Here is a 23,918-nt window from a genome sequence, read left to right as displayed (position 1 = left end):
GTCCGACTTCCGGAGTTTATGAGCGTTCAAGGCAATTGATGGGTGGCGATCAGCGAATGCCGAGGGTGGTGACCAACTGGTTGCGCGGTGGGTTGATCGAGGTGTTGCTGTACTGGAACGTGCCGCCGGCTTCGACATTATCCAGCTGGAACGTATAGATGTAGCCCATCAACGTTCCCGCGCCGCTGCATGGCTGGCTGATGGAACCCACCTGGCAGACGGCGGTGGTGCTGATACGGGGCACCGACGCGCCGTCGAAAAATGCCTGTGGGCTGTTGCCCAGGCCGACTTCCATCACGTACACCAGTGTCTGCCCCCGGTGCGTGCACATCTGGGTGCTGTCGGCCCGCTCGGGAATGGTTTCAGTGCACTTGGCCGACTGAACCTTGAATACCCGCACCTCGCTCAACGCCGGTGCAGGCGCGCCCCACGCCGGTGCCGCACCGAGCCACAGGCCGATGCAACCGAACAGAGCTAGACTCCAGGCGCTGGCTTTTTTCATGCTGTCGATGACCCTGTAATAAACGTCGGCGCAGTATGCCTCAAGGCCATGATCAAGCCTATGCGCCACTGGCCCTCGGCTGCTGGTATGATGCGCCGCTTTTTCCGATCCTCTCTGGAACCACAGGCGCTTGGCGCAGTTTGTGCTTTGACTTAGAGGTCAACAAATAACGACGCAAGATAGCGTCACAGGGAGCAGGCATGCTGGAAAAGCTGTTTCAACTCAAGGCACACAACACGAATGTGCGCACCGAGATTCTCGCGGGCGTCACCACCTTCCTGGCCATGGCCTACATCCTGTTCGTCAACCCGAGCATTCTCGGCGAGACCGGCATGGACAAGGGCGCGGTCTTTGTTGCGACCTGCCTGGCGGCGGCCATCGGTTCCACCGTGATGGGCCTGATCGCCAACTACCCGATTGCCCTGGCACCGGGCATGGGCCTCAACGCATTCTTCACCTACACCGTGGTCCTGCACATGGGCCACACCTGGCAAGTGGCGCTGGGCGCGGTGTTCATCTCGGCAGTGCTGTTCTTCCTGCTGTCGATCTTCCGCATCCGCGAATGGATCATCAACAGCATCCCGCTGCCCCTGCGCTCGGCGATTGCGGCGGGTATCGGCCTGTTCCTGGCGCTGATCGCCCTGCACAACGCCGGCATCGTGGTCAGCAACCCGGCCACCATGGTGGGCCTGGGCGACCTGAAACAACCCGCGCCGATCCTCGCCACCCTCGGCTTCGCGCTGATCGTTGCGCTGGAAGCCCTGAAAGTGCGCGGCGCGGTATTGATCGGCATCCTGGTGGTGACCATCGCCTCCATCGTGCTGGGCTTCACCCCGTTCGGCGGCGTGATGTCGATGCCACCTTCGCTGGCCCCGACCTTCCTGCAACTGGACATCAAGGGCGCCCTGGACATCGGCCTGGTGAGCGTGATTTTCGCCTTCCTGTTCGTCGACCTGTTCGACAACTCCGGCACCCTGATCGGCGTGGCCAAGCGCGCGGGTCTCATGGGCAAGGACGGCCACATGCCGAAAATGGGCCGTGCGCTGATCGCTGACAGTACGGCGGCCATGGCCGGCTCGCTGCTGGGCACCTCGACCACCACCAGCTACATCGAATCGGCGGCAGGCGTGAGCGCCGGTGGCCGTACCGGTTTGACCGCCGTCGTGGTCGCGATCCTGTTCCTGCTGGCGCTGTTCTTCTCGCCACTGGCGGCCAGCGTTCCGGCCTTCGCCACCGCACCGGCGCTGCTGTTCGTGGCCGTACTGATGACCTCGGGCCTGGCCGAAATCGACTGGGACGACATCACCGTCGCCGCACCGGTGGTGATCACCGCCCTGGCGATGCCATTCACTTATTCCATCGCCAACGGCATTGCCTTCGGTTTCATCGCCTGGACCGCCATCAAGCTGCTTTCGGGCCGCTACCGTGAGCTGAACCCGGCGCTGGTGATCCTGTCGATTCTGTTTGTGATCAAGCTGGGCTGGTTCAACGCATGACTTTTGACGCCGCAAGCTACACCGTTCAACTGGAAGAAAAGGTCACGCGCCTGCGTGACCTGCTGGCGCCGTTCGACGCGCCAGAGCCTCAGGTTTTCGACTCGCCGTTGCAGAACTTCCGCCTGCGGGCGGAGTTCCGCCTGTGGCGCGAAGAGGGTCACCGCCACTACGCAATGTTCTCCCAGGAGGACAAGCGCACACCGATCCTCATTGAAGAGTTTCCGATTGCCAGCCTGCGCATCAACCAGTTGATGCCGCAACTCAAGGCCGCCTGGCAAGCCAGCGCCGCCCTGAGCCACAAGCTGTTCCAGGTGGAGTTCCTCACCACTCTGGCCGGCGACGCGATGATTACCCTGTGCTATCACCGCCCGCTGGATGAGCATTGGCATACGGCGGCGAACAAGCTGGCGGCGGACCTGAACGTCAGCATCATCGGCCGCTCCAAGGGCAAGCGCGATGTGATCGGCCGCGATTACGTGGTCGAGAAACTCGACGTCGGCGGTCGCACCTTCAGCTATCGCCAGCCTGAAGGCGCGTTCACCCAGCCCAACGGCACGGTGAACCAGAAGATGCTCAACTGGGCATTCGAAGCCCTGGGCGATCGCAGTGACGACTTGCTGGAGCTGTACTGCGGCAACGGCAACTTCACCCTGCCCCTGGCCACTCGCGTGCGCAAAGTGCTGGCCACCGAGATCAGCAAGACTTCGGTGAACGCGGCACTGAGCAACCTCGATGAAAACGCGGTGGATAACGTCACCCTGGTGCGTTTGTCTGCCGAAGAGCTGACCGAGGCCTTGAATGAAGTGCGGCCGTTCCGCCGCCTGCACGGCATCGACCTCAAGAGCTACGAGTTCGGCAGCGTGTTCGTCGACCCGCCGCGTGCCGGCATGGACCCGGACACCTGCGAGCTGACCCGGCGCTTCGAAAACATCCTGTACATCTCCTGCAACCCGGAGACGTTGGCGGCGAACATTGCGCAACTGCATGACACGCACCGGATTACCCAGTGCGCGATGTTTGACCAGTTCCCGTGGACGCACCATATGGAATCGGGTGTGTTACTGACCCGGCGTTAAATCCCCAGCACTGCAAAGATCAAAATGTGGGAGCCGTCGAGCTTTAGCGAGGCCGCGATGGCGGTGGGTCAGACAGAAAAATGTCATCAGTCCCGCCGCCATCGCAGCCTCGCCAAGGCTCGACAGCTCCCACAGTGGATCGGTGTGTTAGCCGATATAGCCATCATGCCGATGGCTGGAAATATCCCGCCAACGCCCGCAGATCCTGCTCGTTGAGCAACCCTGCAAAATACTTCAGTTGTATCCGCGCCAGCAGATACGCATGCCGCGCATCCGCCAGGTCGCGGCGTGCCGTGAACAGTTGCTGCTCGGCATCCAGCACATCGAGGTTGACGCGCTCGCCACCGGTCACGCTTTTCTTCGTCGCCGTCACCAGGGCGGTGGCCGAGCTGACCGCCATTTCATACGCCCGCACTTTGGCCGCGCCGCTGGTGTTGAGGTTGAATTGCTTGCGCAGTTCGATCAGCGTCCTGGCGGTCTGCGCGTCCAGTTCATATTGGGCCTGGGACAGTTGATTGGCGGCCTGACGGGTTGACGCCGACACCGAGCCACCGGCGAACAGCGGCAGGCTGACCTGGATGCCGACGCTGTTGGTGTCGTACTTCTGGTTGTAGCTGCTTTCCGAATCCGAGCTGGTCTGGCGACTGCTCGCATACAGGCTGACCTTGGGCATGTGCCCGGCGCGCTTGCGCTCCACTTCGTATTCGGCGACGTCCAGCGCGTGGTGCTGGGATTTGAGCTCCGGGTTGTTGGCCATCGCCATTTCCCGCCAGGTCTCGAAACGGTTGGGCTCCAGCGGCGGGATCTCGAACTGGCGAGTCAGCGGCGCCAACTCGTCTATCTGCAACGGCTGGCCCACAATCGCTTCCAGCTCGCGCAAGGCTGCGTCCTGGGTGTCCAGGGATTCGATCTCTTCGGCCTGGGCCAGGCTCAGGCGTGCCTGGGTTTCCAGCACATCGGTGCGGGTGCCCTCGCCGCCCTTGAGCAGCCGTTCATTGAGTTGCAGGCGCTCGGCATACGCGCGTTTCTGGGCGCGGCTCAGCTCGATCCGCTCCTGGGCCAGCAACGCCTGGCTGTAGGCGCTCAACACCCGCACGGCCAGTTCCTGGCTCTTGCTGCGAAAGCGTTCATCGGCAAACAGCGCCTGCGCTGCACCCTGGCGATAGCGCGCATAGGCTTCGTAATCGAGCAGCGGTTGTTGCAGGGTCAGGGTCGAGGCATAGCTGCGGTAATCGCGGTCGCTGGTGACGTTGCCCACCGCCGTCGACTGGGTGACTTCGGACTCATTGCGCGAGTTGTTGTAGCTCCAGGACAGGTTCGGCAACAGCCCGGCGCGGCCGATGATGCGGTTTTCCTCGCCGGCCTCGCGCTCCTGGATTGCCGCCTGAAACGTCGGATCGTTGCGCAGGGCCAAGTCATAGGCGTCGAGCAATCCCAGCGCCTGAACCGATCCACTGCAGGCACAACACAGACCGAATAACAGCGCCTTCATTCTTCCACCAACGCCATGTGAGTCCGATCCATCAAGGGTTTGAACAGGTAGTTGAGCATCGAGCGCTCACCGGTTTTGACGAACGCTTCCACCGGCATGCCCGGGCGAATCTGCAAGCCGTCGAGCTGGCGCATGCCAGCTGCACTGACCTGGGCGCGCAAGGTGTAATACGGCTCATCGGTGCGCTCGTCGACCTGGCGGTCGGCCGACACCAGCGTCACTTCACCGGCAATGCGTGGGGTGGTGCTCTGGTTGAACGCCGAGAACAGCAACTCCACCGGCAAGCCCGGGTGCACCTTGTCGACCATCTGCACCGGCACCCGCGCTTCCACCAGCAGTGGTTCGCCCTGGGGCACGATGTCCATCAGCGCCTGGCCGGGCTTGATCACGCCGCCTTCGGTGTACACCTCCAGCCCCACCACCACGCCAGCCGCCGGCGCGCGCACCAGGCTGTTGGCCAGTTCGAATTCGGCCGAGGCCAACCGGTTGCGCAAGTCGTCGCTGCGGGTGCGGGTTTCGGCCAGTTGGCCGCGCAGGTCTTTCTGGAAGTCTTCGCCGAGCTGGCGGATGCGCAGGCGCAGTTCGAGGACTTGCCGTTGCAACTGGCCGATGCGGCCGAAATCCTCGGCAATCGCACCGTCGAGCTGGGCATACAGCCGTTCATTTTCCAGCAGCCGATTGCGCGGAATGTAGCCGTCCCGCGCCAGCTCGCGCAGGCCTTGCAGTTGTTCATTCATCGCGGTGCGTTGCAGCACTTTGCTGGCCTGGGATTCCCGGGTGCCGCGCAATTGTGCCTCGGCCCCGGCGATGGTTTCCCGCAGGCCTTGCTGCTCCGTGGCCAGGGCCTGGGCGCGACTGCTGAACAGTTGCCGTTGCAGGCTCAAGGTGGCGGCGGCCTCAGGCTCGTTCAGCAGTTCGGGGCCGAAGACGATGGCCGACAAGCCTTCGCTCTCGGCACTCAAGCGCGCTTCGCTGGCCCGGGACGCAATGAACTGGCTGCGCAAAGACTGCATCTGCCCGCGCAACGGGGTCTCCTTCAGGCGGATCAATACCTGGCCGGCGCTTACCACCTCGCCATCGCGCACCTCGATCCGCTCGACGATCCCGCCCGCGGGGTGCTGCACCGTCTTGCGGTGCCCCGACACCATGACCTTGCCGGACACCGCCACGCCCTTGTCCAACGGTGCCAGCGCGGCCCAGCCCAGGAACCCGGCAAACCCGCCGAGCACCAGCAACCAGCCCAGGCGCGCGTATTTTTTATCGTCCAGCGCCAGCACGTTGTTCACCGGCGGCACGCTGTTGTCCGTCACAAGCACAGGTCGGCTCATGCTTTTTTTCCTTCACCGAGGCGGTAGCTCATGCTCATCGCCGACACCGGTTTGGGCGGCGCGGTCGCCGGTTTCTGCGTGGCCTCCAGCACCCGCGCCGTGGGCCCGAACGCCTGCAACTGGCCGTCCCGCAGAATCAGTAATTGGTCCGTCAACGCCAGCACAGGGGTCTTGTGGGTGATCAGCACCAGCGTGCGACGCTGCGCCTTGAGCAAGGTGATGGCATGGAGCAAGGCCTGCTCGCCGGCCTCATCGAGATTGGAATTGGGCTCATCCAGTACGATCAGCGCAGGCACGCCGTACAGCGCTCGCGCCAGCGCGACACGTTGCTTCTGCCCGCCGGACAACCCGGCACCGCCCTCCCCCAGTTGGGTGTCGTAGCCTTGGGGCAACTGCAGGATCAGTTGATGCACGCCGGCCATTTGCGCGGCAGCGAGCACCTTGTCCGAATCCACGGTGTCGAAACGCGCGATGTTGTCGGCAATGCTGCCGGCGAACAGCTGGATGTCCTGGGGCAGATACCCAATGTGCGGGCCGAGTTGCTGCTTGTCCCATTGCGCCAGGTCCGCGCCGTCGAGCCGCACCTTGCCGGCCAAGGGCGCCCAGGCCCCCACCAGCAACCGCGCCAGGGTCGACTTGCCGCAACCGGAAGGCCCGATCACGCCCAGCACGTCACCGGCAGGCAGGCTGAACCCGAGGTTGGCCAATGCAGGCCGACGACTGCCAGGCGCACACGCGCTTACCTGCTCGACCGTCAACTGGCCGCTGGGCGCCGGCAAGCTCATGCGCTCGGTGCGCGCCGGGTTGGCCGCCAGCATCAGGGTCAAACGGTCATAGGCCAGGCGCGCCGAACTCCACTGTTTCCACACGCCGATCAGTTGGTCGATAGGGCTCAGTACCCGCCCCATCAGGATCGAGCCGGCGATCATCATGCCCGGCGTAATCGCCCCCTGCACCGCCAGCAATGCACCCAGACCGAGGACCAATGACTGCAACGCCAGGCGTACGCCCTTGGACCAGGCACTGATGGCAGCGGTCTTTTCACTGGCCAGGTTCTGCGCCGCCAGAAACGCCTGGTGCTGGGCAAACCAGCGCGCACGCAGGGTTGCCAGCATGCCCATGGCTTCGATGGCTTCGGCATTGCGCAGGTTGGCCGTGGCCTGCTGGCTGGCGCTGATCGACAGCTGATTGGCCTGAGTCAACGGTGCCTGGCAGATGTGCTGGTTGGCCCACGCCAGCGCCATCAGCATCAGCGCACCGGCCAGCGCCAGGACGCCGAGCCAGGGGTGGAACAGGAAGATCACCAGCAAGTACACCGGAAACCACGGCGCATCAAAAAATGCGAACAGCGCCTGGCCGGTGGCGAACTGGCGCAAGGTCGTCAGGTCGCTCAACGCCTGCCCGGCCGCCTGGGTACCGCCCTTGAGTTGCGCCTCGAACGCGGCGTCGTACACCCGCTGGTTCAGGCGCATGTCCATCTGTGTGCCAAGACGGATCACCACCTGGCTGCGCACCCACTCCAGCGCGCCCATCAAGCCGAACAAGCCAAGGATCATCAGCGTCAGCATCAACAGGGTCATCGAGTTGCCGGAGGCCAGCACCCGGTCGTAGACCTGCAACATGTACAGCGCCGGAGCCAGCATCAACAGGTTGATCACTGCCGAAAACAGGCCAATGTTGAGGAAGCCACTTTTATAGGCCGTGAGAGCGGCCAGGGTTTCGTTGCCGGCATGGCGCATCGAGGGAGTCTCATGGGGGAAATCGGGAAGCGCCGCCCGCGTTTGACACGCCGCGCGCCGCTGCGCAGAATTTGTCACCGCCGTCGCCCTGGCCTTCGAAACTCACGGCGACGACGGGGTTTACGCAGCGAATGGGAGAGCGATCTTCCATTCGCTTTTTTCATTGCACAGCCACATCAGGCAGCGAGTGCCCAGTCCTGTGCAACGTCCTGCACGCCTACCAGGGCGACGTCGGTGGTGGTTGCCGTAGCGTGTGCTGCCAGGCCGGCCGAGATCTCGTCGAAGGTGTTGGCGGTGGACAGGCCGAAGTCGTCCAGCAGGTTGTTGAGCACGGTTTCCAGTGCCGAGGTGTTGCCTTGCATCAGGCTGTAGATCACGTTCTGAACGTCGTTGCCGACGCGGCCTGCACCTTGTGCCGCGCTCAAGTCAAGGCCGTTGAAAGCCACTTTGAACGCATCGAGGGTGAAGTCGCTGCCATTGCCGCCGCCCAGGCCGGTGCCCAGTTGAACGTTATCCAGGTTGCCCCACAGGTAGTGGTTTTCGTTGTGGCTGGCTGGCAGCGCCGGGTTGAATACGTAGTGCAGGCCGTTGCTGGTGTTGCTGTCGGCAATGAACGCGTAGTCGGAATTGTTGGCGCCGTGGGTCGAATACTGGTCGCCGCTCAGGGAGCCGTTGCTGAAGCCACCGGTGTTGCTGCTGCCGTGACCCGCAGTGTTGAACCCCAGTGCCCAGTCGGTCAGGTAGTCCGAGACGGAGTAAGCACCGAGCGCAGCTTCGTAACTAACAGAAATAGTCATCACTTAACCTCGTTATAAACAACACGATTGATCAGCACGCTCATACAGCGCACTTTTTGCCCACCCTTGGGCAAAACCGTTGGTTGATAAAGTGCCGTGGCACCTTGATCAGAACTTGTATTCGAGCATCCCGCTCAACGTTCGCCCGCGCGCCAGGCTCAGGTTATTGGCGTCCCCCATCGCAACGAAGTAGGCCTCATCGGTGGCGTTTTCCAGCGCCAGGGCGATGTTCAATTGGTCGGTCATCCAGTAGCTGGCGTACAGGTCATAGAGGGTGTACTGGGGCCATAGCGCCTGGTCGATGAAGTCATAACCTTGTGAGTCGAGGTTCTCGCCATTGCCTGAGCTGTAGCGCACGCGGACGCCCATATCGAGTCGCTTTTCCAGGAAGCGCGCGCCCAGGGTCAGCGAGCCGCGATCAGCCGGCATATAGGTGGCGTTGCCCATGATCCGGCCACAGCTTTCCTTGTTGTTGGCGACATCGTCGTCCAGCACCTCATACGTGGTCACCGGGCGCAGGCCGGTCGTGCCGTTTGGCCGGGTGTAGCGTTCATAGCGTGTGGTGGACGGCCCGTTCTTCTTCGCCCCGCCCATGTAATAGTTCTTCGAGCAGAACTCATTACTGCCGATCATGTGGGTGTAACTAAGGTTGGCGTACGCCCGCCCCATGTCGTAGTTGAGCTGGTACTCCACCCCCCGAAAGCGCGTGGGGTTGGTGTTATTGACGTACGCCATCGTGCCGAGAAAACCGCCGACGGAGGTCTCCGGCAAACTGACGCTGTGATTGAGGAAAGAGAAGTTCTCGATCCGGGTATCGAAGTAAGCCACCTTCATGCCCAGGCGGTCGTCACCGAACAGCAGTCCCTCTTTGAATACGTTCACGCCCATTTCCCAGTCCCGCGACTCTTCGGGTTTCAGGAACGGGTTGGGAAACACCCGCTCTGATGAGCTGCCACCGTGAGGACGCCCGGTCATGAAGGTTTCCGTTACCGCCGGCGGGCGCCAGCCCTTGCCCCAGCGGGCGTAGAGTTGCATCCAGTCCAGCCCCGGCTTTATGCCGATACCGAACGTGGGAGAGAACTGGCCCTCTTCTCTATCAATGTCGAAAACCTCCTCGACACGCTTGGCACCTACCGTGCTGCTGTAGAACCGATCGCGCCGGTACAGCGTCATCCCGGTGACCCCTTCCAGCCGATAGCGGTCGTACCGCAAGCCCGCATCCAGCGTCAGCCAGTCGCCATATTCGTACTGCAGGTTGTTGAACAGGCTGGCGATGGTGCGTTTGCCACCGGGCGTCCCGCCTTCAACGTAAGGCAACAGGCCGGAAAGGTTGGTGGCCTCGACCTTGTTGGTACTGGGCTTGAACTTGTCTTGATACACCTCCACGCCGTAGTTCCAACTCACATGACCCAACGCATCGAAGTCGAACCGCGATGTGTTGTCGCCCTGTACACCCCAGGTATCGGTCTGAAAATGATCCGTGTAGCCCGCCACATAGTTGCCGGAGGTCAGCGACGCGGTGTTGGGCGCATTGTCCCGGTCCATCTGTGTGGTGACGTAGTAGACCTTGGCCTTGAAATCGATCAGCGGGTTATCCGGCGTGTAGCGATAATCCAGTCCGACGTTCCTGGCATTGAGGTTGTTCTTGCTGACGCGCTGGTAGTACACGCTCTGGTTATCCGGGGCGGTGTAGGCCCACGCGTCATTGCTGTCGCTGTCACTTTCCAGGTAGCTCAGTTGCACCCGTTGGTCATTGGGCAGGTTCAGGCCGAACTTGACGATTTGCGAGCGAGTCACGCTGCCGGTGTCACCGACCTCACTGTTCAGCCAATCGTCGAAGGCCGCAGGCTGGGAGTCACGAGCGCGCAAATGAGTGCCCAGTTTCTGGTCGTTGTGGGTACCGGCGCGGTAGTCGCCAAAATGCCGTTCGCTGTACCCCAGCAGCACGTCGCCGCGCTCGTCGCCAAAGGCAAACACACCGCTGCCGTTGAAATAGGTGCCGTTACCCAGTTCACCAATCCCGCTACCGGCACGCAGACGCCCGCCATAGTCCTTGCCATCGGCCAGGAACTCACTGGCCTCCAGGGTCTTGAAGGATGCAATCCCGCCCAACACGGCAGCACCGCCCTGCCCGGACTGGCTGCCCTTGTCGATTTCGATGCTGGAGATGAATTCCGGGTCGATCAACATCGTGCCGTTGCGCTGCTGGTGGCCGTTGACGTTGAAGTTCTGGCGCATGCCGTCGATGTTCATGTTGACCCGGCCGTAGTCCTGCACGCCGCGGATGTTCACCGACAAGCCCGGGTCACGCTGGTTGACGGCGGTGTACACGCCGGCGGTTTCTTCGAGCATGTCGGCGGCGTGGCGTGGTGGGCGTTTGTCGATCTGCTCGCGACTGATCACGGCCACCGAGCGCGGTGTGTCGTACACCCAGTCGCTTGGCTTGCCGTTGGTGTTGCCGGTGATGGTGGTGGTGCCCACGGTCAGCGCACCGTCATGGTCGGCGCCGACGCGAGTCAGCGTCACCTGCCGGTCCCCGGTAAAGCGGTATTCCACCGGTGCACTGCCCACCAATCGGCCGAGGCCTTCCTGGGCGCTGTAACGGCCCTTGAGCGCGGTGCTGGTGAGGCCTTGCAGGCGCGCGCTGTCGAACAACACTTGCAACCCGGCCTGGTCGGCGAACGTCAGTACGGCAAGGCCCAAGGGTTGCGCCGCAATATCAAACGTCAACGTGACAGGCTGTGATTCACCGACTGGCGCCTCGGCGGCCTGCACCTGGCAGGCGGAGGCTAACAGCCCCAGGTGGATGGCAAGGGCCAACCGGCTACCGGTGTTGCGCCCCTTGGTGATTGCAGACATCGACGTTATCCCTTCGCTGACCATTCTTGTTTATGCGAATACTTCTCACTTAACAGGACGTGTCAGGCGTCGGAACTCAGTAAGGTTTTTTTGAAAGTTTTTTCAAAGGGCGTAAACGGGGCCCGGCGACCCCATCAATAGATCAGGCTCAGCCCCGCCAGATCAAAGCGCTGCACCTGTAATTCTTCGGTCAGGGTGCCGAGGGCCGTGTCGAGCATATCGAGGCGGAACACGCCGCTGACTTCACGGGTGCCGAGGTCGGCATTGGTCAGCACCACCTTGCCCGGCCGGTAGCGGTTGAGCTGTTCGATGACCTTGGCCAGCGGCAAGCGGTCGAAGATCAGCACACCGCGACGCCAACTGGTGGCGCGCTCCAGGTCGAAGTCGTCGAGGGCGACCACGCCGTTCTCCGGGCTGTAGCGCGCAGCCTGGCCTTCCTTGAGCACCGTTTCTTTCTGCGGCAGCGCCTGCAGCGTGACGGCCACACTGTGCTGCAACACTCCGACCCAGGCCTGCCGGTCGTCCTCACGCTCGACCACAAACCGCGTGCCCAGGGCACGGGTTTGCCCGCTGGCGCTGTGCACCACGAACGGTCTTTTTTCCTCACCGGCCATGGGCGCCACATCAAAGATCGCCGAGCCTTTGATCAGGCTGATGCGCCGCTGCACACCGTCAAACTCCAGCTTGATCGCACTCGCAGAATCCAGTTGCACGCTGCTGCCGTCCGCCAGGTGCACGGTGCGCACTTCGCCTTTTTGGGTGAAGTAATCGGCCTGCATCTGCAGCAGCGCCTCAGGCCCGCGCACCCAGCCGACGCCCGCCACCACCAGCAACAGCGCAACACTCGCCGCCATGCGCCACGGCCTGCGCCGACGAGGGCCGCGCACCGGCGCAGCGGTAGCGGGCGGCCGCTGGCGATGCACCGTCTCATCGCGATGCACCTCGCCCAGCGCCGCCCACGTCTGCTCGGCAAAACGCAGCGCCGCTTCATGGCGGCTGTCTCTGGCGATCCATTGGCGCAGCTCGGCCTGCTCCTGATCAGTCAGGGCGCCGGCGTGCAGGCGCACCGCCCAATCGGCAGCCGCCTCGGTAATGCTGTGCTGTTGCGGACCCGGGCTATTCACGTGTGAATCTCGAATTTTTCGTTATATAACGCTGTGACGTCTGACCCCAGATTTGTCGGTAATTCATTCGTCGGACGGCCCCGCCTCACCTTCCTGCAAACGCTGCATGACATACGCCAGCGCCTTGGCCAGGTGCTTTTGCACTGAGCTGTCGGAAATGCCCAGGTGGCGCGCGACCTGGGCATGGGTCATGCCCTCGATCCGGTTGAGACGGAAAATCTGCCGGGTACGCTCCGGCAATTCCGCCAGTGCCTGCTTCAATGCCTGCCGCTGTTGCTGCGCCATCGCCTGAGCCTCCAACCCGGCCATTTCATCTTCAATCTCGGCCAGCGCCTCATGGGGCACGGAGTCGGTCTTGCGCCGCGCCTCCTGGCGGATATGGTCGATCAGCAGATTGCCGGCCGTGCGATAGAGATAGCCCTGGGAGTTGTCGATGCGCTCGCCGGCCGGCTTTTGCGCCAGGCGCAGGAAACTCTCCTGCACCAGGTCTGCGGCCAACTGCGGGTCCCGTACCTTGCGTGCGAGATACCCGCGCAGGGTATCGGCGTGCTTGAGAAACAGGCCTTTGAGATCCACGTCCGACAAACCGACTCCCTGGAATGTTAAGGAAACAGGCGGGCATCTTAAGCGTTGTCGAGAATGATTTTCAATTGATATCAACTCTGATCCACACAACGGTGGTTTTCATTCAGCGTTCGGTAATCGAACGGTTCCCACCCACGCGATTGACCAAATTAACCATTCAGTACATTTTATTGACATACATAAAAACAACAGTGGAGAACCCTCTATGCCGCCCATCGTGCTGGTGCTCAACGGCCCCAACCTCAACCTGCTCGGCACTCGCGAGCCTGCCACTTATGGCCATGAAACCCTGGCCGACCTTGCTGCCCTGTGTGGCCGCAGCGCCGAGCAACTGGGCCTGAAAGTCGAATTCCGCCAGACCAACCACGAAGGCGAATTGCTGGACTGGATCCACGGCGCCCGCGCCCGTTGCGCCGGCATCGTGATTAACCCGGCAGCCTGGACCCACACTTCAGTGGCGATCCGCGACGCACTGGTGGCCAGTGAAGTACCGGTGATCGAAGTGCATTTGTCCAACGTGCATGCCCGGGAAGCGTTCCGTCATCACTCGTTCGTGTCGCCGATTGCCAAGGCGGTGCTGGCCGGGTTTGGCAGCCACGGTTATCACCTCGCCCTCGAACATTTCAGCAAGACCTTGAAGGGATGAGCGCGGTGTCCAAACGTCGAATTCTGGCCGGCCTGATCGGCGCCGGCATTCAGGCTTCCCGCACCCCGGCCCTGCATGAGCATGAAGGCGATGCCCAGGGCCTGCGTTACCTCTATCGCCTGATCGACCTCGACCGGCTACAGGTGGATACCCGCGCCCTGCCCGACCTGTTGATGGCGGCCGAACAGATGAACTTCACCGGCTTGAACATCACCTACCCGTGCAAGCAGGCGATCCTGCCGCTGCTGGATGACCTGTCACCCGAAGCACGGGGCATCGGCGCGGTGAACACCGTGGTGCTTTGCGACGGTAAACGCATCGGCCACAACACCGACTGCCTGGGCTTTGCCGAAGGCTTTCGCCGGGGCTTGAGTGATGTGGCTCGAAAGTTCGTGGTGCAGATGGGCGCGGGCGGCGCCGGGGCGGCAGTCGCCCATGCGCTGCTGGGTGAAGGCGTGGAACGCTTGAGTATTTTCGACATGGACGCCGAACGTGCCCGCAGCCTGGCGAACAACCTCAACCAGCATTTTGGTACCGGCCGGGCGCAGGCCGGCAATGACCTGGAAAGCGCCATGGCCGAGGCCGATGGCCTGGTGAATACCACGCCGATGGGCATGGCCAAGCTGCCGGGCATGCCCGTGCCGTTGGGCACCTTGCGCGCCGACTTGTGGGTAGCGGAGATCGTCTACTTCCCACTGGAAACCGAACTGCTGCGCAACGCCCGCGCCTTGGGTTGCCGCACGCTGGATGGCGGCAACATGGCGGTGTTTCAGGCGGTGAAGGCGTTTGAGTTGTTCACTGGCGAAGTGGCGGATGCAGAGCGCATGCTCGCGCACTTCCAGAGCATGACCACCCAACTGTAGAAACCGGATTAGAAATGTGGGAGCGGGCTTGCTCGCGAATGCGGTGGATCAGCCAAACATCCGGCGACTGACACTCCGCCTTCGCGAGCAAGCCCGCTCCCACATTTTGCTCGGTGTTGAACTCAAGCCTGCAGGTAGCGCAACACCGACTCGCAGATCATCGCCCGATGCCGCTGCTTGACCGCCTCATCCGACAACTCGATCTGAAAGATCTCGCTGAAGGTGTGGCGGTTCGACACCCGGTAAAAACTGAACGAGTTGATCAGCAGGTGCACGTCCAGCGGCTCCAGCCCTTCCCGGAACAACCCCAACTCGGCGCCCCGGCGCAACGTGGTGCCAAGGGCTTCGAGGATGTTGCTGTTCATCGCCTTGATCGACGTCGACTGCTTTACATACTCGGCGTTGTGGATGTTCTCGATGCTCACGATGCGCACAAAATCCACGTTCTGATCGTGGTGATCAAAGGTGAATTCCACCAGCCGGCGGATCGCTTCCCGGGGCTCCAGGGCCGTCAGGTTCATCCGTGTCTCGGTGTTGCGAATGTCGCCGTAGAGTTTCTCCAGCACCTCGACGTAGAGCTGCTCCTTGCTGCCGAAGTAGTAATAGATCATGCGCTTGGAGGTCTGGATACGCTCCGCGATCGCGTCCACCCGGGCGCCGGAAAGGCCCTGGGTGACAAACTCGACGATGGCTTCCTGGAGAATGTTCTCGCGGGTCTTTTCCGGGTTGTTCTTGCGGCTCTTGCGCGGTGCGGTGGCCGCGGCGGGAAGCTCGGAGGTCAGGGTCATGGTGCGCTCACGGCCTTAGGTGCAGGCGCTGATTATGGGCCGCGCCGCACGCCGAAGGAAGCGCCGACACCTTACAACCTGGCCTGGCGCACCGCACCGCTGCGGGACTTGGCCATGGCCGCCAGGCGCACCGCCACGTTGGCCGCACCGTAGCCGGCGTAACCGTTCTTGCGCTGGATGATCTCGAAGAAAAACCGGCCCTCGAACGCTTCGGTATAAACGTGAAACAGTTCACCGCCCTGGGCATCGCGGTCGTACAGCACGTTGTAATACGCGAGCTGGCTGAGGAACTCGTCATCGAAATCAAACCGCGCGGCCAGGTCATCGTAGTAGTTCAGCGGGATATCCAGCAGCGGCACGCCCGCATCCTTGGCCCGGCTGACCTCGGCGAAAATGTCCGCGCAGTCGAAGGCAATGTGGTGCACGCCCGAGCCGCGATAGCTCGACAGCGCGTGGGAAATCGCGGTGTTGCGGTTCTCGGAAATATTCAGCGGCAGGCGAATCGAGCTGCAACGGCTGCGCAGTGCCCGGCTTTTCACCAGGCCATAGGGATCCGGCAGCACCACTTCGTCGTCGGCTTCGAAATCCAGCAAGCTTTTGTAGAACAACACCCAACTGTCGAGGCTGTCGGCGGGCAAGGCCATGGCCATGTGGTCGATGCGCAGCAGGCCGCCGCTGGCAGCGCTTGCGGGTTGCAGGTTGAAGTCGGTGTCGTAGAGGCCGCCTTCGCTCTGATCGACGAGGTAGATCAGGCTGCCATCCGGTGCGCGCACCGCTGCCAGCTCCAGCTCATTGGGGCCGACCAGCCCACGATACGGCTGGCCCTTGTAGGCCACCGCCCGCTCCAGGGCCTTGGCGCTGTCCTTGACGCGGATCGCCGTGGCGCACAACGACGGGCCGTGGGCCTCGAAGAAGTTATGGGCGAAGGAATAGGGTTCGCAATTGAGGATCAGGTTGATATCGCCCTGGCGCAACAGGCTGACGCTCTTGGATCGATGCTGCCCGGCCTTGACGAAGCCCAGGCGCTCCAGCCATGAAGTGAGCTTGGCGCCGAGGTTTTCATCCACGGCAAATTCCAGGAATTCAATGCCGTCGTATTCGCTGGCGGCCGGGGTTTCAAACAGGATCTCGGGGACCTGCGTCGCTTCTTGCTCCAATCGCTGGCGGGTTTTCTCTTCGAGGTACAGCAGCGAGCGCAGGCCGTCGGCGGCATTCGCCCGGGTCGGCGCGGCGCGGAAGCCGTCGTTGAAGATTTCCAGGGACAACGGCCCGGTGTAGCCGCTCTTGATGATCGGGGCGAGAAAGCCCGCCAGGTCGAACTCGCCCTGGCCTGGGAAGCAGCGGAAATGCCGGCTCCATTCCAGTACATCCATCGCGAGGATCGGTGCATCGGCCATCTGCACAAAGAAAATCTTGTCGCCGGGAATCTCGGCAATCGCACTCGGGTCGCCCTTGAGAGACAGGGTGTGGAAGCTGTCGAGCAACACGCCCAGGCTCGGATGATCGATCTTGCGCACCAGGTTCCACACCTGCTGCCAGGTGTTGACGTGCCGGCCCCAGGCCAGCGCTTCATAGCCGATGCGCAAGCCCCGGCGGCCAGCGTGTTCTGCCAGCAGGCTCAGGTCATCCAGCAGAATGCTTTCATCGCCCACGGAATCGGCTGACGCGTTACTGCACACCAACACCAGGTCGGTGCCCAGCTCCTGCATCAAGTCGAACTTGCGCTCGGCCCGCTCCAGGTTGCGTGTCAGGCGGTCGCGGCGGCAGCCCTCAAAGTCCCGGAACGGCTGGAACAAGGTGATGGCAATGCCGAGGTCGGCGCACATTTGCCTAACTTCACGCGGACTGCCGTCGTAATACAGCAGATCGTTTTCGAAGATTTCCACGCCATCAAACCCGGCAGCCGCGATGGCTTCGAGTTTTTCCGGCAATGTTCCGCTCAAGGAAACGGTGGCGATGGAGCGTTGCATGGGGCGACTCCCGGCATTGAGGCATGTCTTGTTTACGGCAAATTATTGGCCGCCAGGTTCATCACAGCAATTGAAATGTACGAACCGGTTAGTTTTATGGGCGATTATCGAACAGAATGGCAATCGGCGAATTGACGATTTTTTAGCCGCTGCGCACCATCGACAGCACATTGAGCCCCGCTTCCATTGAGCGGCCTCGATTAACCAAGACCCTGAACACACCATAAAAATTTCAAAAAAACGGGTACTTCCTCATGCCTTCGCAAAATCCCGCCGTGGCCGTGGGCCACAGCAATCCCCATAGCGGCATCGGTGACAAAATCCGTGGCGCCATGGCTGTCGGTAAAACCCGCTGGGGCATGCTGGCCCTGGTGTTTTTCGCCACCACCCTGAACTACATCGACCGCGCCGCCCTCGGCGTGATGCAACCGATCCTGGCCAAGGAAATGAGCTGGACGGCGATGGACTACGCCAACATCAACTTCTGGTTCCAGGTGGGTTACGCCATCGGCTTTGTGCTGCAAGGCCGGTTGATCGACCGGGTCGGCGTCAAGCGCGTGTTCTTCTGCGCGGTGTTGCTGTGGAGCCTGGCCACTGGCGCCCACGGCCTGGCCACCTCGGCGGTGGGCTTTATGGTCTGCCGGTTCATTCTCGGGCTGACCGAAGCCGCCAACTACCCGGCCTGCGTCAAGACCACCCGCCTGTGGTTCCCCGCTGGCGAGCGTGCCGTGGCCACCGGGATCTTCAACGCCGGCACCAACGTCGGCGCGATGATGACGCCGATGCTGCTGCCGCTGATCCTCCACGTGTGGGGTTGGCAGGCGGCGTTCCTGTGCATGTCGGCACTGGGCGGGATCTGGCTGGTGCTCTGGGGCTTGAAGTACTACAACCCGGAAGACCATCCAAGCGTGAAGCAATCGGAACTGGACTACGTGCAACAGGAAGTCGAACCGGAACAACCCCGCGTACCGTTCAGCCGGATCCTGCGGATGCGCGGCACCTGGGCCTTCGCCCTCGCCTACTCGATGACCGCGCCGGTGTTCTGGTTCTACCTGTACTGGCTGCCGCCGTTCCTGAATCAGCAATACAACCTGGGCATCAACGTGACCCAGATGGGCATCCCGCTGATCATCATTTACCTGACGGCGGACTTCGGCAGCATCGGCGGCGGGATCCTGTCTTCGTTCCTGATCGGACGCGGGATGAACCCGATCAAGGCGCGGCTGCTGTCGATGTTGCTGTTTGCCTGCTGCATCGTCGGAGTGATCATGGCCGCCGGCTCCAGCCACCTGTGGGTCGCGGTGTTTGCGATTTCCCTGGCCATCGGCGCGCACCAGGCCTGGACCGCCAACATCTGGAGCCTGGTGATGGACTACACGCCCAAGCACATGATGAGTACGGTGTTTGGTTTTGGCGGCATGTGCGCGGCCATCGGCGGGATGTTCATGACCCAGATCGTCGGCCATATCCTGACCGTGACCAACAACAACTACACCGTGCTGTTCACCCTGATTCCGGCGATGTACTTCATCGCGCTGATCTGGATGTACTTCATGGCGCCGCGCAAGATTCCGACCGTCGAGGTCTGAGTTTCCTACCTGCGCCGCTGCTGCCAGGCAGCGGCCAACCCGCTCAGGCAAATCACCCCGATCCCGACCACGGTGGTCAGGTCCGGGGTGTGGTTGAACACCAGCCAGCCCAACAACCCCGCAAACACGATCTGGCAATAGCCGAACGGCGCCAGCAGGGCCGGCGCTGCGAAGCGGAAGGCCTGGGTCAGCATCAAGTGTGCGGTCATCCCGCAAGTGCCCAGCGCCAGCATCAGCACCCCGTGCCACAGGCTCGGCACCTGCCAGAAGAACGGCACCAGCGCGCTCATCACCAAGGTATTGCACAACCCGGCGAAGAAGTTGCTGGTGGTGGGCGTGTCGTACTTGCTGAGGATGCGGGTGAGCAGTTGGTAGAAGCAGAAGAACAGCGCCGACGTCAGCGGCAACAACACCGCGGGGGTGAACAGCTCACCCCCCGGGTGCACAATGATCAGCACCCCGATAAACCCGCAAATCACCGCCAGCCATTGGCCGCGGGTCACGTGTTCACCCAACAGCGGCACCGACAACGCGGTGACCAGGATCGGCGCAAGAAAGTTGACCGCCGTGGCCTCGGCCAACGGGATAAAGTGCAGCGCCGCCGTAAAGAACAGGCTGGTGCCCAGCAGGCACAACGCCCGCGCCACTTGCAGTAAAGGGCGTTTGCTGCGCAGTACCCGCAGGCCCGATTGCGGCAGGAAGATCCCGGCCATCAACAGCGTGTGCACCAGGTAGCGGGCCCACACCACCATCACGATCGGGTAGAACCCGGCCAGGTATTTGGACAGCGCGTCGTGGCTGGAAAACAGAAAGGTCGCCACCACAATCAGCAAAATGCCTTTGAGCGGGTGGTTGACGCCGGAAAGTGGGGTACTGAGGGTCATTGCATTCTCTTGAGTGGCAGGCTGAAATGACCGCCGCATACCGCGGCATAATCTAGAACGGGTAAAGCGCCTCGCTCAAGAGCATAACCAAACACTGTTCGAACAGCGCACTAAATTGCGGTTTTCCAGTCCAACGCTTCACGCCGCCCCGCCCACTGCGCGTTTTTTAACCAAGGCCTTCTCACCATGAAAAAAACCCTGTTGATTCTTTCGACCCTGACGCTGCTCAGCGCCTGCGACAAGCAAGCCGAGACCGCCAAGGCGCCCGCCCCGCCGTCTGTCCAGGCAACGTTGGTACCGCAGGTGCTGCCCACCGACAAATGGGTCGGCAAGTGGATTGGCGTCGAAGGCCTGAACCTGACCATCGCCAAGGACGACAGCATTGGCCGTGGCCACTATGTACTGACCATGAAATACGGCCTGGATGACGATGATTCCGGCACCTTCAAGGGTCAGGCATCCGAAGACGGCATCACCTTTGAACGCCCGGACGGCCCGCAGATTCTGAGCGCTGGCGACGGCGAAGCCACTGGCCTGAAATGGCTGGCCGACAAGAAGGACTGCCTGATCGTCGACACCGGCGAAGGGTATTGCCGCGACTGACACAAGCTTCATACAGATCGGACGACGCAGCGTTTAGCATCGTCAGACAGCCGGACTGGCGCCAACCCTACACACCAACAACACTGAGCTGCAGGTTCACAAAGAGGATTGCCACATGCTATGGAAAAAAGGCCGACGCAGCGACAACGTGGTAGACGCCCGCGATGACAGCGGCGGCGGTGGCGGTGGCATGCGTTTTGGGGGCGGCAAGGGCCTGAGCCTGACGGCCATCGTGCTGATCGTCGGCATCGGCTGGCTGACCGGCCAGGACCCGATGCAGATCCTCGGGCAACTCAGCGGCCAGCTCACCGAGCAAGCGCCCTCCGTCAGCCCGCAAACCCGCCAGGCGCCGCCGGCCAATGATGAACAAGCCGACTTCGTGCGCGCCGTACTCGGCGACACCGAAGACACCTGGGCCCAGGTGTTCCAGGAAAACGGCCTGACCTACAAGAACCCCAAACTGATCCTGTTCCGTGGCCGGGTGAACTCCGCCTGCGGTGGCGCCACGTCCGCCAGCGGGCCGTTCTATTGCCCGGCAGACCAACAGGTATACCTGGACCTGGATTTCTTCCGGGAAATGTCCCAGCGCTTCAAGGCCGCCGGCGACTTCGCCCAGGCCTACGTGATCGCTCATGAAGTCGGACATCACGTGCAGACGCTGCTGGGCATCTCGGCGAAGATTCAGGCAGCCCGCCAGCAAGGCCGGCAGATGCAAGGCGACGGCGGCCTGCTGGTGCGCCAGGAGCTGCAAGCCGACTGCTTCGCCGGGGTGTGGGCCAACCGCGCGCAAAAGCGCCTGAACTGGCTGGAGCCCGGCGACATTGAAGAAGCACTGAATGCGGCCAACGCGATTGGCGATGACCGCTTGCAGCAACAGGGCCAGGGCCGCGTGGTGCCTGACTCGTTTACCCACGGCACCTCGGCACAGCGGGTTCGCTGGTTCAAGACCGGCTTCGCCCAGGGCCAGATCACTCAATGCGACACCTTTACCGCCAAGAGCCTTTAAATGAATAAACGACTGGGTCTGCTGTTAGGTTTGTTGATCACCTGTTCCTCCTCCACCTGGGCTGCCGAACATGGCGTCAAGGTGGTCAGTCCCGATCGTTTTCACCTGGATGCCGGCGACCTGAGCGTCGGCTTGAGCCAGGACTGGCGCCAGCCGCTGCCTCAAGTTACCCGCGCGCTGATCATCGTGCATGGTCGCCTGCGCAACGCGATGACCTACCTGGACAGCGGCGAAAAAGCGGCCGAAGCCGCAGGACAAAACGCCAATACCCTGGTGATTGCGCCACAGTTCCTCAACCAGACCGACCTCAAGCGCAACCAGATCGACAGCCAGACCCTGCGCTGGAACAGTAACGACTGGATGGCCGGCGAGCCGTCCACAGGCCCGGGCCAGATCAGCTCCTACGGCGCGCTGGACCAGATCATCAAGCACCTGGGCAACCGCAAGCTGTTCCCGAACCTGAAGGAAATCGTGGTGGCCGGCCATTCCGGTGGCGGCCAGGTGGTGCAGCGTTTTGCGCTGACCGGGCATGATCACCCGCTGCTGCAAACCGAGGGCATCAGCCTGCGTTATGTGGTGGCCAACCCGTCGTCCTATGCGTACTTCAGCCCACAGCGTCCGGTGAAATTCGATGTTGCCAGTTGCCCGGGCTTCAACGACTGGAAGTACGGCATGCAAAACCTGCCGGCCTACGCCAAGGGGCAAAGTGCCGAGCAACTGGAGCAGGCTTACGTCTCGCGTAATGTCACTTACTTGCTGGGCCAGCAGGACACCGACCCGAATCACCCGGCGCTGGACAAGAGCTGCGGTGCTGAAACCCAGGGCGCGTATCGCTTGATTCGCGGGCACAATTATTTTGACTACCTCAAGCAGCGGCACCCGCAGTTGGGCCACAAGCTGGTGGAAGTGCCGGGGGTTGGGCATAACGGGGACAAGATGTTTACGTCGCCTGAAGGGCAGAAAGTACTGTTCCAATAACCACTGAAGAAAAAACCGGATCAAAAATGTGGGAGCTGGCTTGCCTGCGATGGCATCACCTGGGTGTTACTGATACACCGCAGTGTCTGCATCGCAGGCAAGCCAGCTCCCACATTTGATCTTCATTGCCTGGGGTTAGAGCATCCGGCGCAATACCGCGCAATCTTCGGCATGCCAATCCGCCAGCTCCGGCCACGGGTTATCCGGCAAGTTAACCAACACCGTCCTGGTCCCCGCCGCCCGCCCGCAATCCAGATCAAACCGGTAATCACCGACCATCACCATCTCTTGCGGCGCCACTTCCCACGCTCGCGCCAGCTTCAACAAACCACCCGGGTCAGGCTTGGGCGGCGCATCATCACGCCCCAACACATCCTCGGCCGCAAAGCAGTCCGCCAGGCCGATCGCCTGCAATGTCACATGGGCCAGCTCCCGCGCATTGCGCGTCAGGATGCCCAGGCGATAACCCCGCCCGGCCAATTCCCGCACCAACTCCACCGCCCCCTCCGCCGCCACCGAACCCAGCGCCAACTCACGCTCATGCGCAAGCAACCACGCATGCTTGGCCGCTGCTTCATCGGCGGGCAACGCCGCCAGGTGCGTAAGAATGTCGTCAGTCGCCGGAATATCCAGGGCCACGCGGATCGCCGCAAAATCATGCACGGCCACCGTCAGGGTGCCATCCATGTCGAACACCCAGTGCTTCACATCACTGAGGCTCATGCCCAATCCTTGCGATGACGAATCAAGCCTTCCTGGGTAACCGATGCCACCAGTTGCCCGGCGCGGTTGTACACGCTGCCCCGGGAGAACCCACGGGAATTGCCGGCCCATGGGCTGTCCATGGCGTAGAGCAACCAGTCATCGGCACGCAGGTCGGCGTGGAACCACAGCGCGTGGTCGAGGCTGGCGACTTGCATGTCTTTCTGCCACACGGTCTTGCCGTGGGGCAGCAGCGAGGTGGTCAGCAGGCCGAAGTCCGAAGCGTAGGCCAGCAGGTATTTGTGCAGCGCCGGCGAGTCGGCCAGGGCGCCGTCCGCACGAAACCACACGTATTTGACCGGGTCGGACGGCTGCGGGTTGTACGGGTCTTTCTCGGTCACCGGCCTTACTTCGATCGGCTTGGGGCACAGCAGCTTTTCGCGCATGTGCTCGGGAATCAGGTGCGCACGCTGCTGGGTCAGCTCCAGCTCCGACGGCAGGTTCTCCGGGCCGACCACCACGGGCATGGTGGTCTGGTGCTCGAAGCCTTCTTCGTCGTACTGGAACGAAGCGCTGCAGGTGAAGATCGGGTTGCCCTTCTGGATCGCCGTCACCCGGCGCGTGCTGAAACTGCCGCCATCGCGCACCCGGTCAACCGAATACACCACCGGCAACGCCGCATCGCCGGGGCGCAGGAAGTAACCGTGCAACGAATGCACATGCCGCGCCTCTTCAACGGTCTGGCTGGCCGCCGACAGCGACTGGCCGAGCACCTGGCCGCCGAACAGCTGGCGAAAGCCCAGGTCCTGGCTGCGGCCGCGAAAGAGGTTTTCCTCGATCGGTTCCAGGGTCAGCAGGTCCACCAGATCTTCCAACACTTGGCTCATAGAG

General features: G+C 62.2%; 21 protein-coding genes. 8 read left to right on the top strand and 13 right to left on the bottom strand.

What is annotated here, in order from left to right:
• Positions 1-49: 49 nt before the first annotated feature.
• Entirely contained in the window at positions 50-502 is a 453-nt protein-coding gene (locus HX818_RS25795) for a DUF4879 domain-containing protein (RefSeq protein ID WP_177020966.1), read from the bottom strand.
• Between the two features lie 200 nt (positions 503-702).
• Between HX818_RS25795 and HX818_RS25790 the strand changes: the two genes are divergently transcribed.
• Together HX818_RS25790 and trmA are read left to right on the top strand one after the other, a co-directional pair.
• Complete coding sequence (locus tag HX818_RS25790) at positions 703-1,998, top strand: NCS2 family permease (RefSeq protein WP_003215557.1); 1,296 nt, start codon at positions 703-705, stop codon at positions 1,996-1,998.
• Positions 1,995-3,074 carry a tRNA (uridine(54)-C5)-methyltransferase TrmA gene (trmA, locus tag HX818_RS25785; RefSeq protein ID WP_177020965.1) on the top strand — a complete coding sequence of 360 codons (1,080 nt, stop codon included), beginning with the start codon at positions 1,995-1,997 and terminating at the stop codon, positions 3,072-3,074. The genes HX818_RS25790 and trmA overlap by 4 nt, the downstream gene beginning before the upstream one ends.
• A gap of 163 nt (positions 3,075-3,237) precedes the next feature.
• On the opposite strand, the gene HX818_RS25780 is transcribed toward trmA, so the two are convergent.
• The 7 genes from HX818_RS25780 to HX818_RS25750 all read right to left on the bottom strand — a co-directional run bounded on the left by HX818_RS25780 (position 3,238) and on the right by HX818_RS25750 (position 12,998).
• Positions 3,238-4,566, bottom strand: a complete 1,329-nt coding sequence (locus tag HX818_RS25780) for a TolC family outer membrane protein (protein ID WP_177020964.1) — start codon at positions 4,564-4,566, stop codon at positions 3,238-3,240.
• Positions 4,563-5,894: an HlyD family type I secretion periplasmic adaptor subunit gene (locus HX818_RS25775; RefSeq protein ID WP_177020963.1), complete on the bottom strand. Its 1,332-nt coding sequence runs from the start codon at positions 5,892-5,894 to the stop codon at positions 4,563-4,565. The genes HX818_RS25780 and HX818_RS25775 overlap by 4 nt, the downstream gene beginning before the upstream one ends.
• Positions 5,891-7,633 (bottom strand): type I secretion system permease/ATPase, encoded by a 1,743-nt coding sequence (locus tag HX818_RS25770; protein WP_177020962.1) that lies wholly within the window; start codon positions 7,631-7,633, stop codon positions 5,891-5,893. Before HX818_RS25770 ends, HX818_RS25775 begins: the two co-directional genes overlap by 4 nt.
• Before the next feature lie 176 nt (positions 7,634-7,809).
• Positions 7,810-8,430 (bottom strand): heme acquisition protein HasA, encoded by a 621-nt coding sequence (locus HX818_RS25765; protein WP_003215551.1) that lies wholly within the window; start codon positions 8,428-8,430, stop codon positions 7,810-7,812.
• A gap of 108 nt (positions 8,431-8,538) precedes the next feature.
• Positions 8,539-11,289 (bottom strand): TonB-dependent receptor, encoded by a 2,751-nt coding sequence (locus tag HX818_RS25760; protein ID WP_102369949.1) that lies wholly within the window; start codon positions 11,287-11,289, stop codon positions 8,539-8,541.
• 134 nt (positions 11,290-11,423) lie between these two features.
• Complete coding sequence (locus HX818_RS25755) at positions 11,424-12,413, bottom strand: FecR family protein (RefSeq protein WP_177020961.1); 990 nt, start codon at positions 12,411-12,413, stop codon at positions 11,424-11,426.
• Between the two features lie 63 nt (positions 12,414-12,476).
• Positions 12,477-12,998: an RNA polymerase sigma factor gene (locus tag HX818_RS25750; RefSeq protein WP_003215543.1), complete on the bottom strand. Its 522-nt coding sequence runs from the start codon at positions 12,996-12,998 to the stop codon at positions 12,477-12,479.
• Between the two features lie 205 nt (positions 12,999-13,203).
• Between HX818_RS25750 and aroQ the strand changes: the two genes are divergently transcribed.
• Positions 13,204-13,644 carry a type II 3-dehydroquinate dehydratase gene (aroQ, locus tag HX818_RS25745; protein ID WP_087693554.1) on the top strand — a complete coding sequence of 147 codons (441 nt, stop codon included), beginning with the start codon at positions 13,204-13,206 and terminating at the stop codon, positions 13,642-13,644.
• On the top strand, positions 13,641-14,507 hold the full coding sequence (locus HX818_RS25740; RefSeq protein WP_166742179.1) for a shikimate dehydrogenase: 867 nt from the start codon (positions 13,641-13,643) through the stop codon (positions 14,505-14,507). The genes aroQ and HX818_RS25740 overlap by 4 nt, the downstream gene beginning before the upstream one ends.
• A 122-nt stretch (positions 14,508-14,629) precedes the next feature.
• On the opposite strand, the gene HX818_RS25735 is transcribed toward HX818_RS25740, so the two are convergent.
• Both HX818_RS25735 and quiC read right to left on the bottom strand, forming a co-directional pair.
• The gene (locus HX818_RS25735) at positions 14,630-15,295 is read right to left on the bottom strand and encodes a TetR/AcrR family transcriptional regulator (RefSeq protein WP_003215538.1); all 666 of its coding nucleotides are present in this window, start codon (positions 15,293-15,295) and stop codon (positions 14,630-14,632) included.
• Positions 15,296-15,366: 71 nt separating this feature from the next.
• On the bottom strand, positions 15,367-17,265 hold the full coding sequence (quiC, locus tag HX818_RS25730; protein ID WP_177020960.1) for a 3-dehydroshikimate dehydratase QuiC: 1,899 nt from the start codon (positions 17,263-17,265) through the stop codon (positions 15,367-15,369).
• Between the two features lie 254 nt (positions 17,266-17,519).
• Between quiC and HX818_RS25725 the strand changes: the two genes are divergently transcribed.
• The gene (locus tag HX818_RS25725) at positions 17,520-18,854 is read left to right on the top strand and encodes an MFS transporter (RefSeq protein WP_003215533.1); all 1,335 of its coding nucleotides are present in this window, start codon (positions 17,520-17,522) and stop codon (positions 18,852-18,854) included.
• Between the two features lie 5 nt (positions 18,855-18,859).
• Here HX818_RS25725 and HX818_RS25720 read toward each other — a convergent pair whose 3' ends face one another.
• Entirely contained in the window at positions 18,860-19,738 is an 879-nt protein-coding gene (locus HX818_RS25720) for a DMT family transporter (RefSeq protein ID WP_003215531.1), read from the bottom strand.
• 186 nt (positions 19,739-19,924) lie between these two features.
• Here HX818_RS25720 and HX818_RS25715 point away from each other — a divergent pair, with 186 nt between their 5' ends.
• From HX818_RS25715 to HX818_RS25705, 3 genes are all read left to right on the top strand, one after another.
• Positions 19,925-20,341, top strand: coding sequence for a hypothetical protein (locus tag HX818_RS25715; RefSeq protein WP_008436613.1), 417 nt, complete (start codon positions 19,925-19,927; stop codon positions 20,339-20,341).
• A 115-nt stretch (positions 20,342-20,456) separates the two neighbouring features.
• Positions 20,457-21,347, top strand: a complete 891-nt coding sequence (locus HX818_RS25710) for a neutral zinc metallopeptidase (protein ID WP_003215526.1) — start codon at positions 20,457-20,459, stop codon at positions 21,345-21,347.
• Positions 21,348-22,325, top strand: a complete 978-nt coding sequence (locus HX818_RS25705) for a hypothetical protein (RefSeq protein ID WP_003215523.1) — start codon at positions 21,348-21,350, stop codon at positions 22,323-22,325.
• A gap of 135 nt (positions 22,326-22,460) precedes the next feature.
• On the opposite strand, the gene HX818_RS25700 is transcribed toward HX818_RS25705, so the two are convergent.
• Positions 22,461-23,048 (bottom strand): HAD family hydrolase, encoded by a 588-nt coding sequence (locus HX818_RS25700; protein ID WP_177020959.1) that lies wholly within the window; start codon positions 23,046-23,048, stop codon positions 22,461-22,463.
• On the bottom strand, positions 23,045-23,914 hold the full coding sequence (gene tesB, locus HX818_RS25695) for an acyl-CoA thioesterase II (protein ID WP_003215520.1): 870 nt from the start codon (positions 23,912-23,914) through the stop codon (positions 23,045-23,047). Before tesB ends, HX818_RS25700 begins: the two co-directional genes overlap by 4 nt.
• Between the last annotated feature and the right edge of the window lie 4 nt (positions 23,915-23,918).

Origin of the sequence: Pseudomonas sp. F9001, assembly GCF_013385435.1 — a bacterium.
GTDB lineage: Bacteria > Pseudomonadota > Gammaproteobacteria > Pseudomonadales > Pseudomonadaceae > Aquipseudomonas.
This window is presented reverse-complemented; position numbering and strand designations above follow the sequence as displayed.

Bases quoted from the DNA above. Each gene is read 5' to 3' on its own strand.
- HX818_RS25715 (WP_008436613.1), top strand. From the start codon at position 19,925: ATGAAAAAAACCCTGTTGATTCTTTCGACCCTGACGCTGCTCAGCGCC.
- HX818_RS25780 (WP_177020964.1), bottom strand. From the start codon at position 4,566: ATGAAGGCGCTGTTATTCGGTCTGTGTTGTGCCTGCAGTGGATCGGTT.
- trmA (WP_177020965.1), top strand. From the start codon at position 1,995: ATGACTTTTGACGCCGCAAGCTACACCGTTCAACTGGAAGAAAAGGTC.
- HX818_RS25775 (WP_177020963.1), bottom strand. From the start codon at position 5,894: ATGAGCCGACCTGTGCTTGTGACGGACAACAGCGTGCCGCCGGTGAAC.
- HX818_RS25710 (WP_003215526.1), top strand. From the start codon at position 20,457: ATGCTATGGAAAAAAGGCCGACGCAGCGACAACGTGGTAGACGCCCGC.
- HX818_RS25725 (WP_003215533.1), top strand. From the start codon at position 17,520: ATGCCTTCGCAAAATCCCGCCGTGGCCGTGGGCCACAGCAATCCCCAT.
- aroQ (WP_087693554.1), top strand. From the start codon at position 13,204: ATGCCGCCCATCGTGCTGGTGCTCAACGGCCCCAACCTCAACCTGCTC.
- HX818_RS25765 (WP_003215551.1), bottom strand. From the start codon at position 8,430: ATGACTATTTCTGTTAGTTACGAAGCTGCGCTCGGTGCTTACTCCGTC.
- HX818_RS25705 (WP_003215523.1), top strand. From the start codon at position 21,348: ATGAATAAACGACTGGGTCTGCTGTTAGGTTTGTTGATCACCTGTTCC.
- HX818_RS25740 (WP_166742179.1), top strand. From the start codon at position 13,641: ATGAGCGCGGTGTCCAAACGTCGAATTCTGGCCGGCCTGATCGGCGCC.
- HX818_RS25700 (WP_177020959.1), bottom strand. From the start codon at position 23,048: ATGAGCCTCAGTGATGTGAAGCACTGGGTGTTCGACATGGATGGCACC.
- HX818_RS25790 (WP_003215557.1), top strand. From the start codon at position 703: ATGCTGGAAAAGCTGTTTCAACTCAAGGCACACAACACGAATGTGCGC.
- tesB (WP_003215520.1), bottom strand. From the start codon at position 23,914: ATGAGCCAAGTGTTGGAAGATCTGGTGGACCTGCTGACCCTGGAACCG.
- HX818_RS25735 (WP_003215538.1), bottom strand. From the start codon at position 15,295: ATGACCCTGACCTCCGAGCTTCCCGCCGCGGCCACCGCACCGCGCAAG.
- HX818_RS25770 (WP_177020962.1), bottom strand. From the start codon at position 7,633: ATGCGCCATGCCGGCAACGAAACCCTGGCCGCTCTCACGGCCTATAAA.
- HX818_RS25760 (WP_102369949.1), bottom strand. From the start codon at position 11,289: ATGTCTGCAATCACCAAGGGGCGCAACACCGGTAGCCGGTTGGCCCTT.
- HX818_RS25720 (WP_003215531.1), bottom strand. From the start codon at position 19,738: ATGACCCTCAGTACCCCACTTTCCGGCGTCAACCACCCGCTCAAAGGC.
- quiC (WP_177020960.1), bottom strand. From the start codon at position 17,265: ATGCAACGCTCCATCGCCACCGTTTCCTTGAGCGGAACATTGCCGGAA.
- HX818_RS25795 (WP_177020966.1), bottom strand. From the start codon at position 502: ATGAAAAAAGCCAGCGCCTGGAGTCTAGCTCTGTTCGGTTGCATCGGC.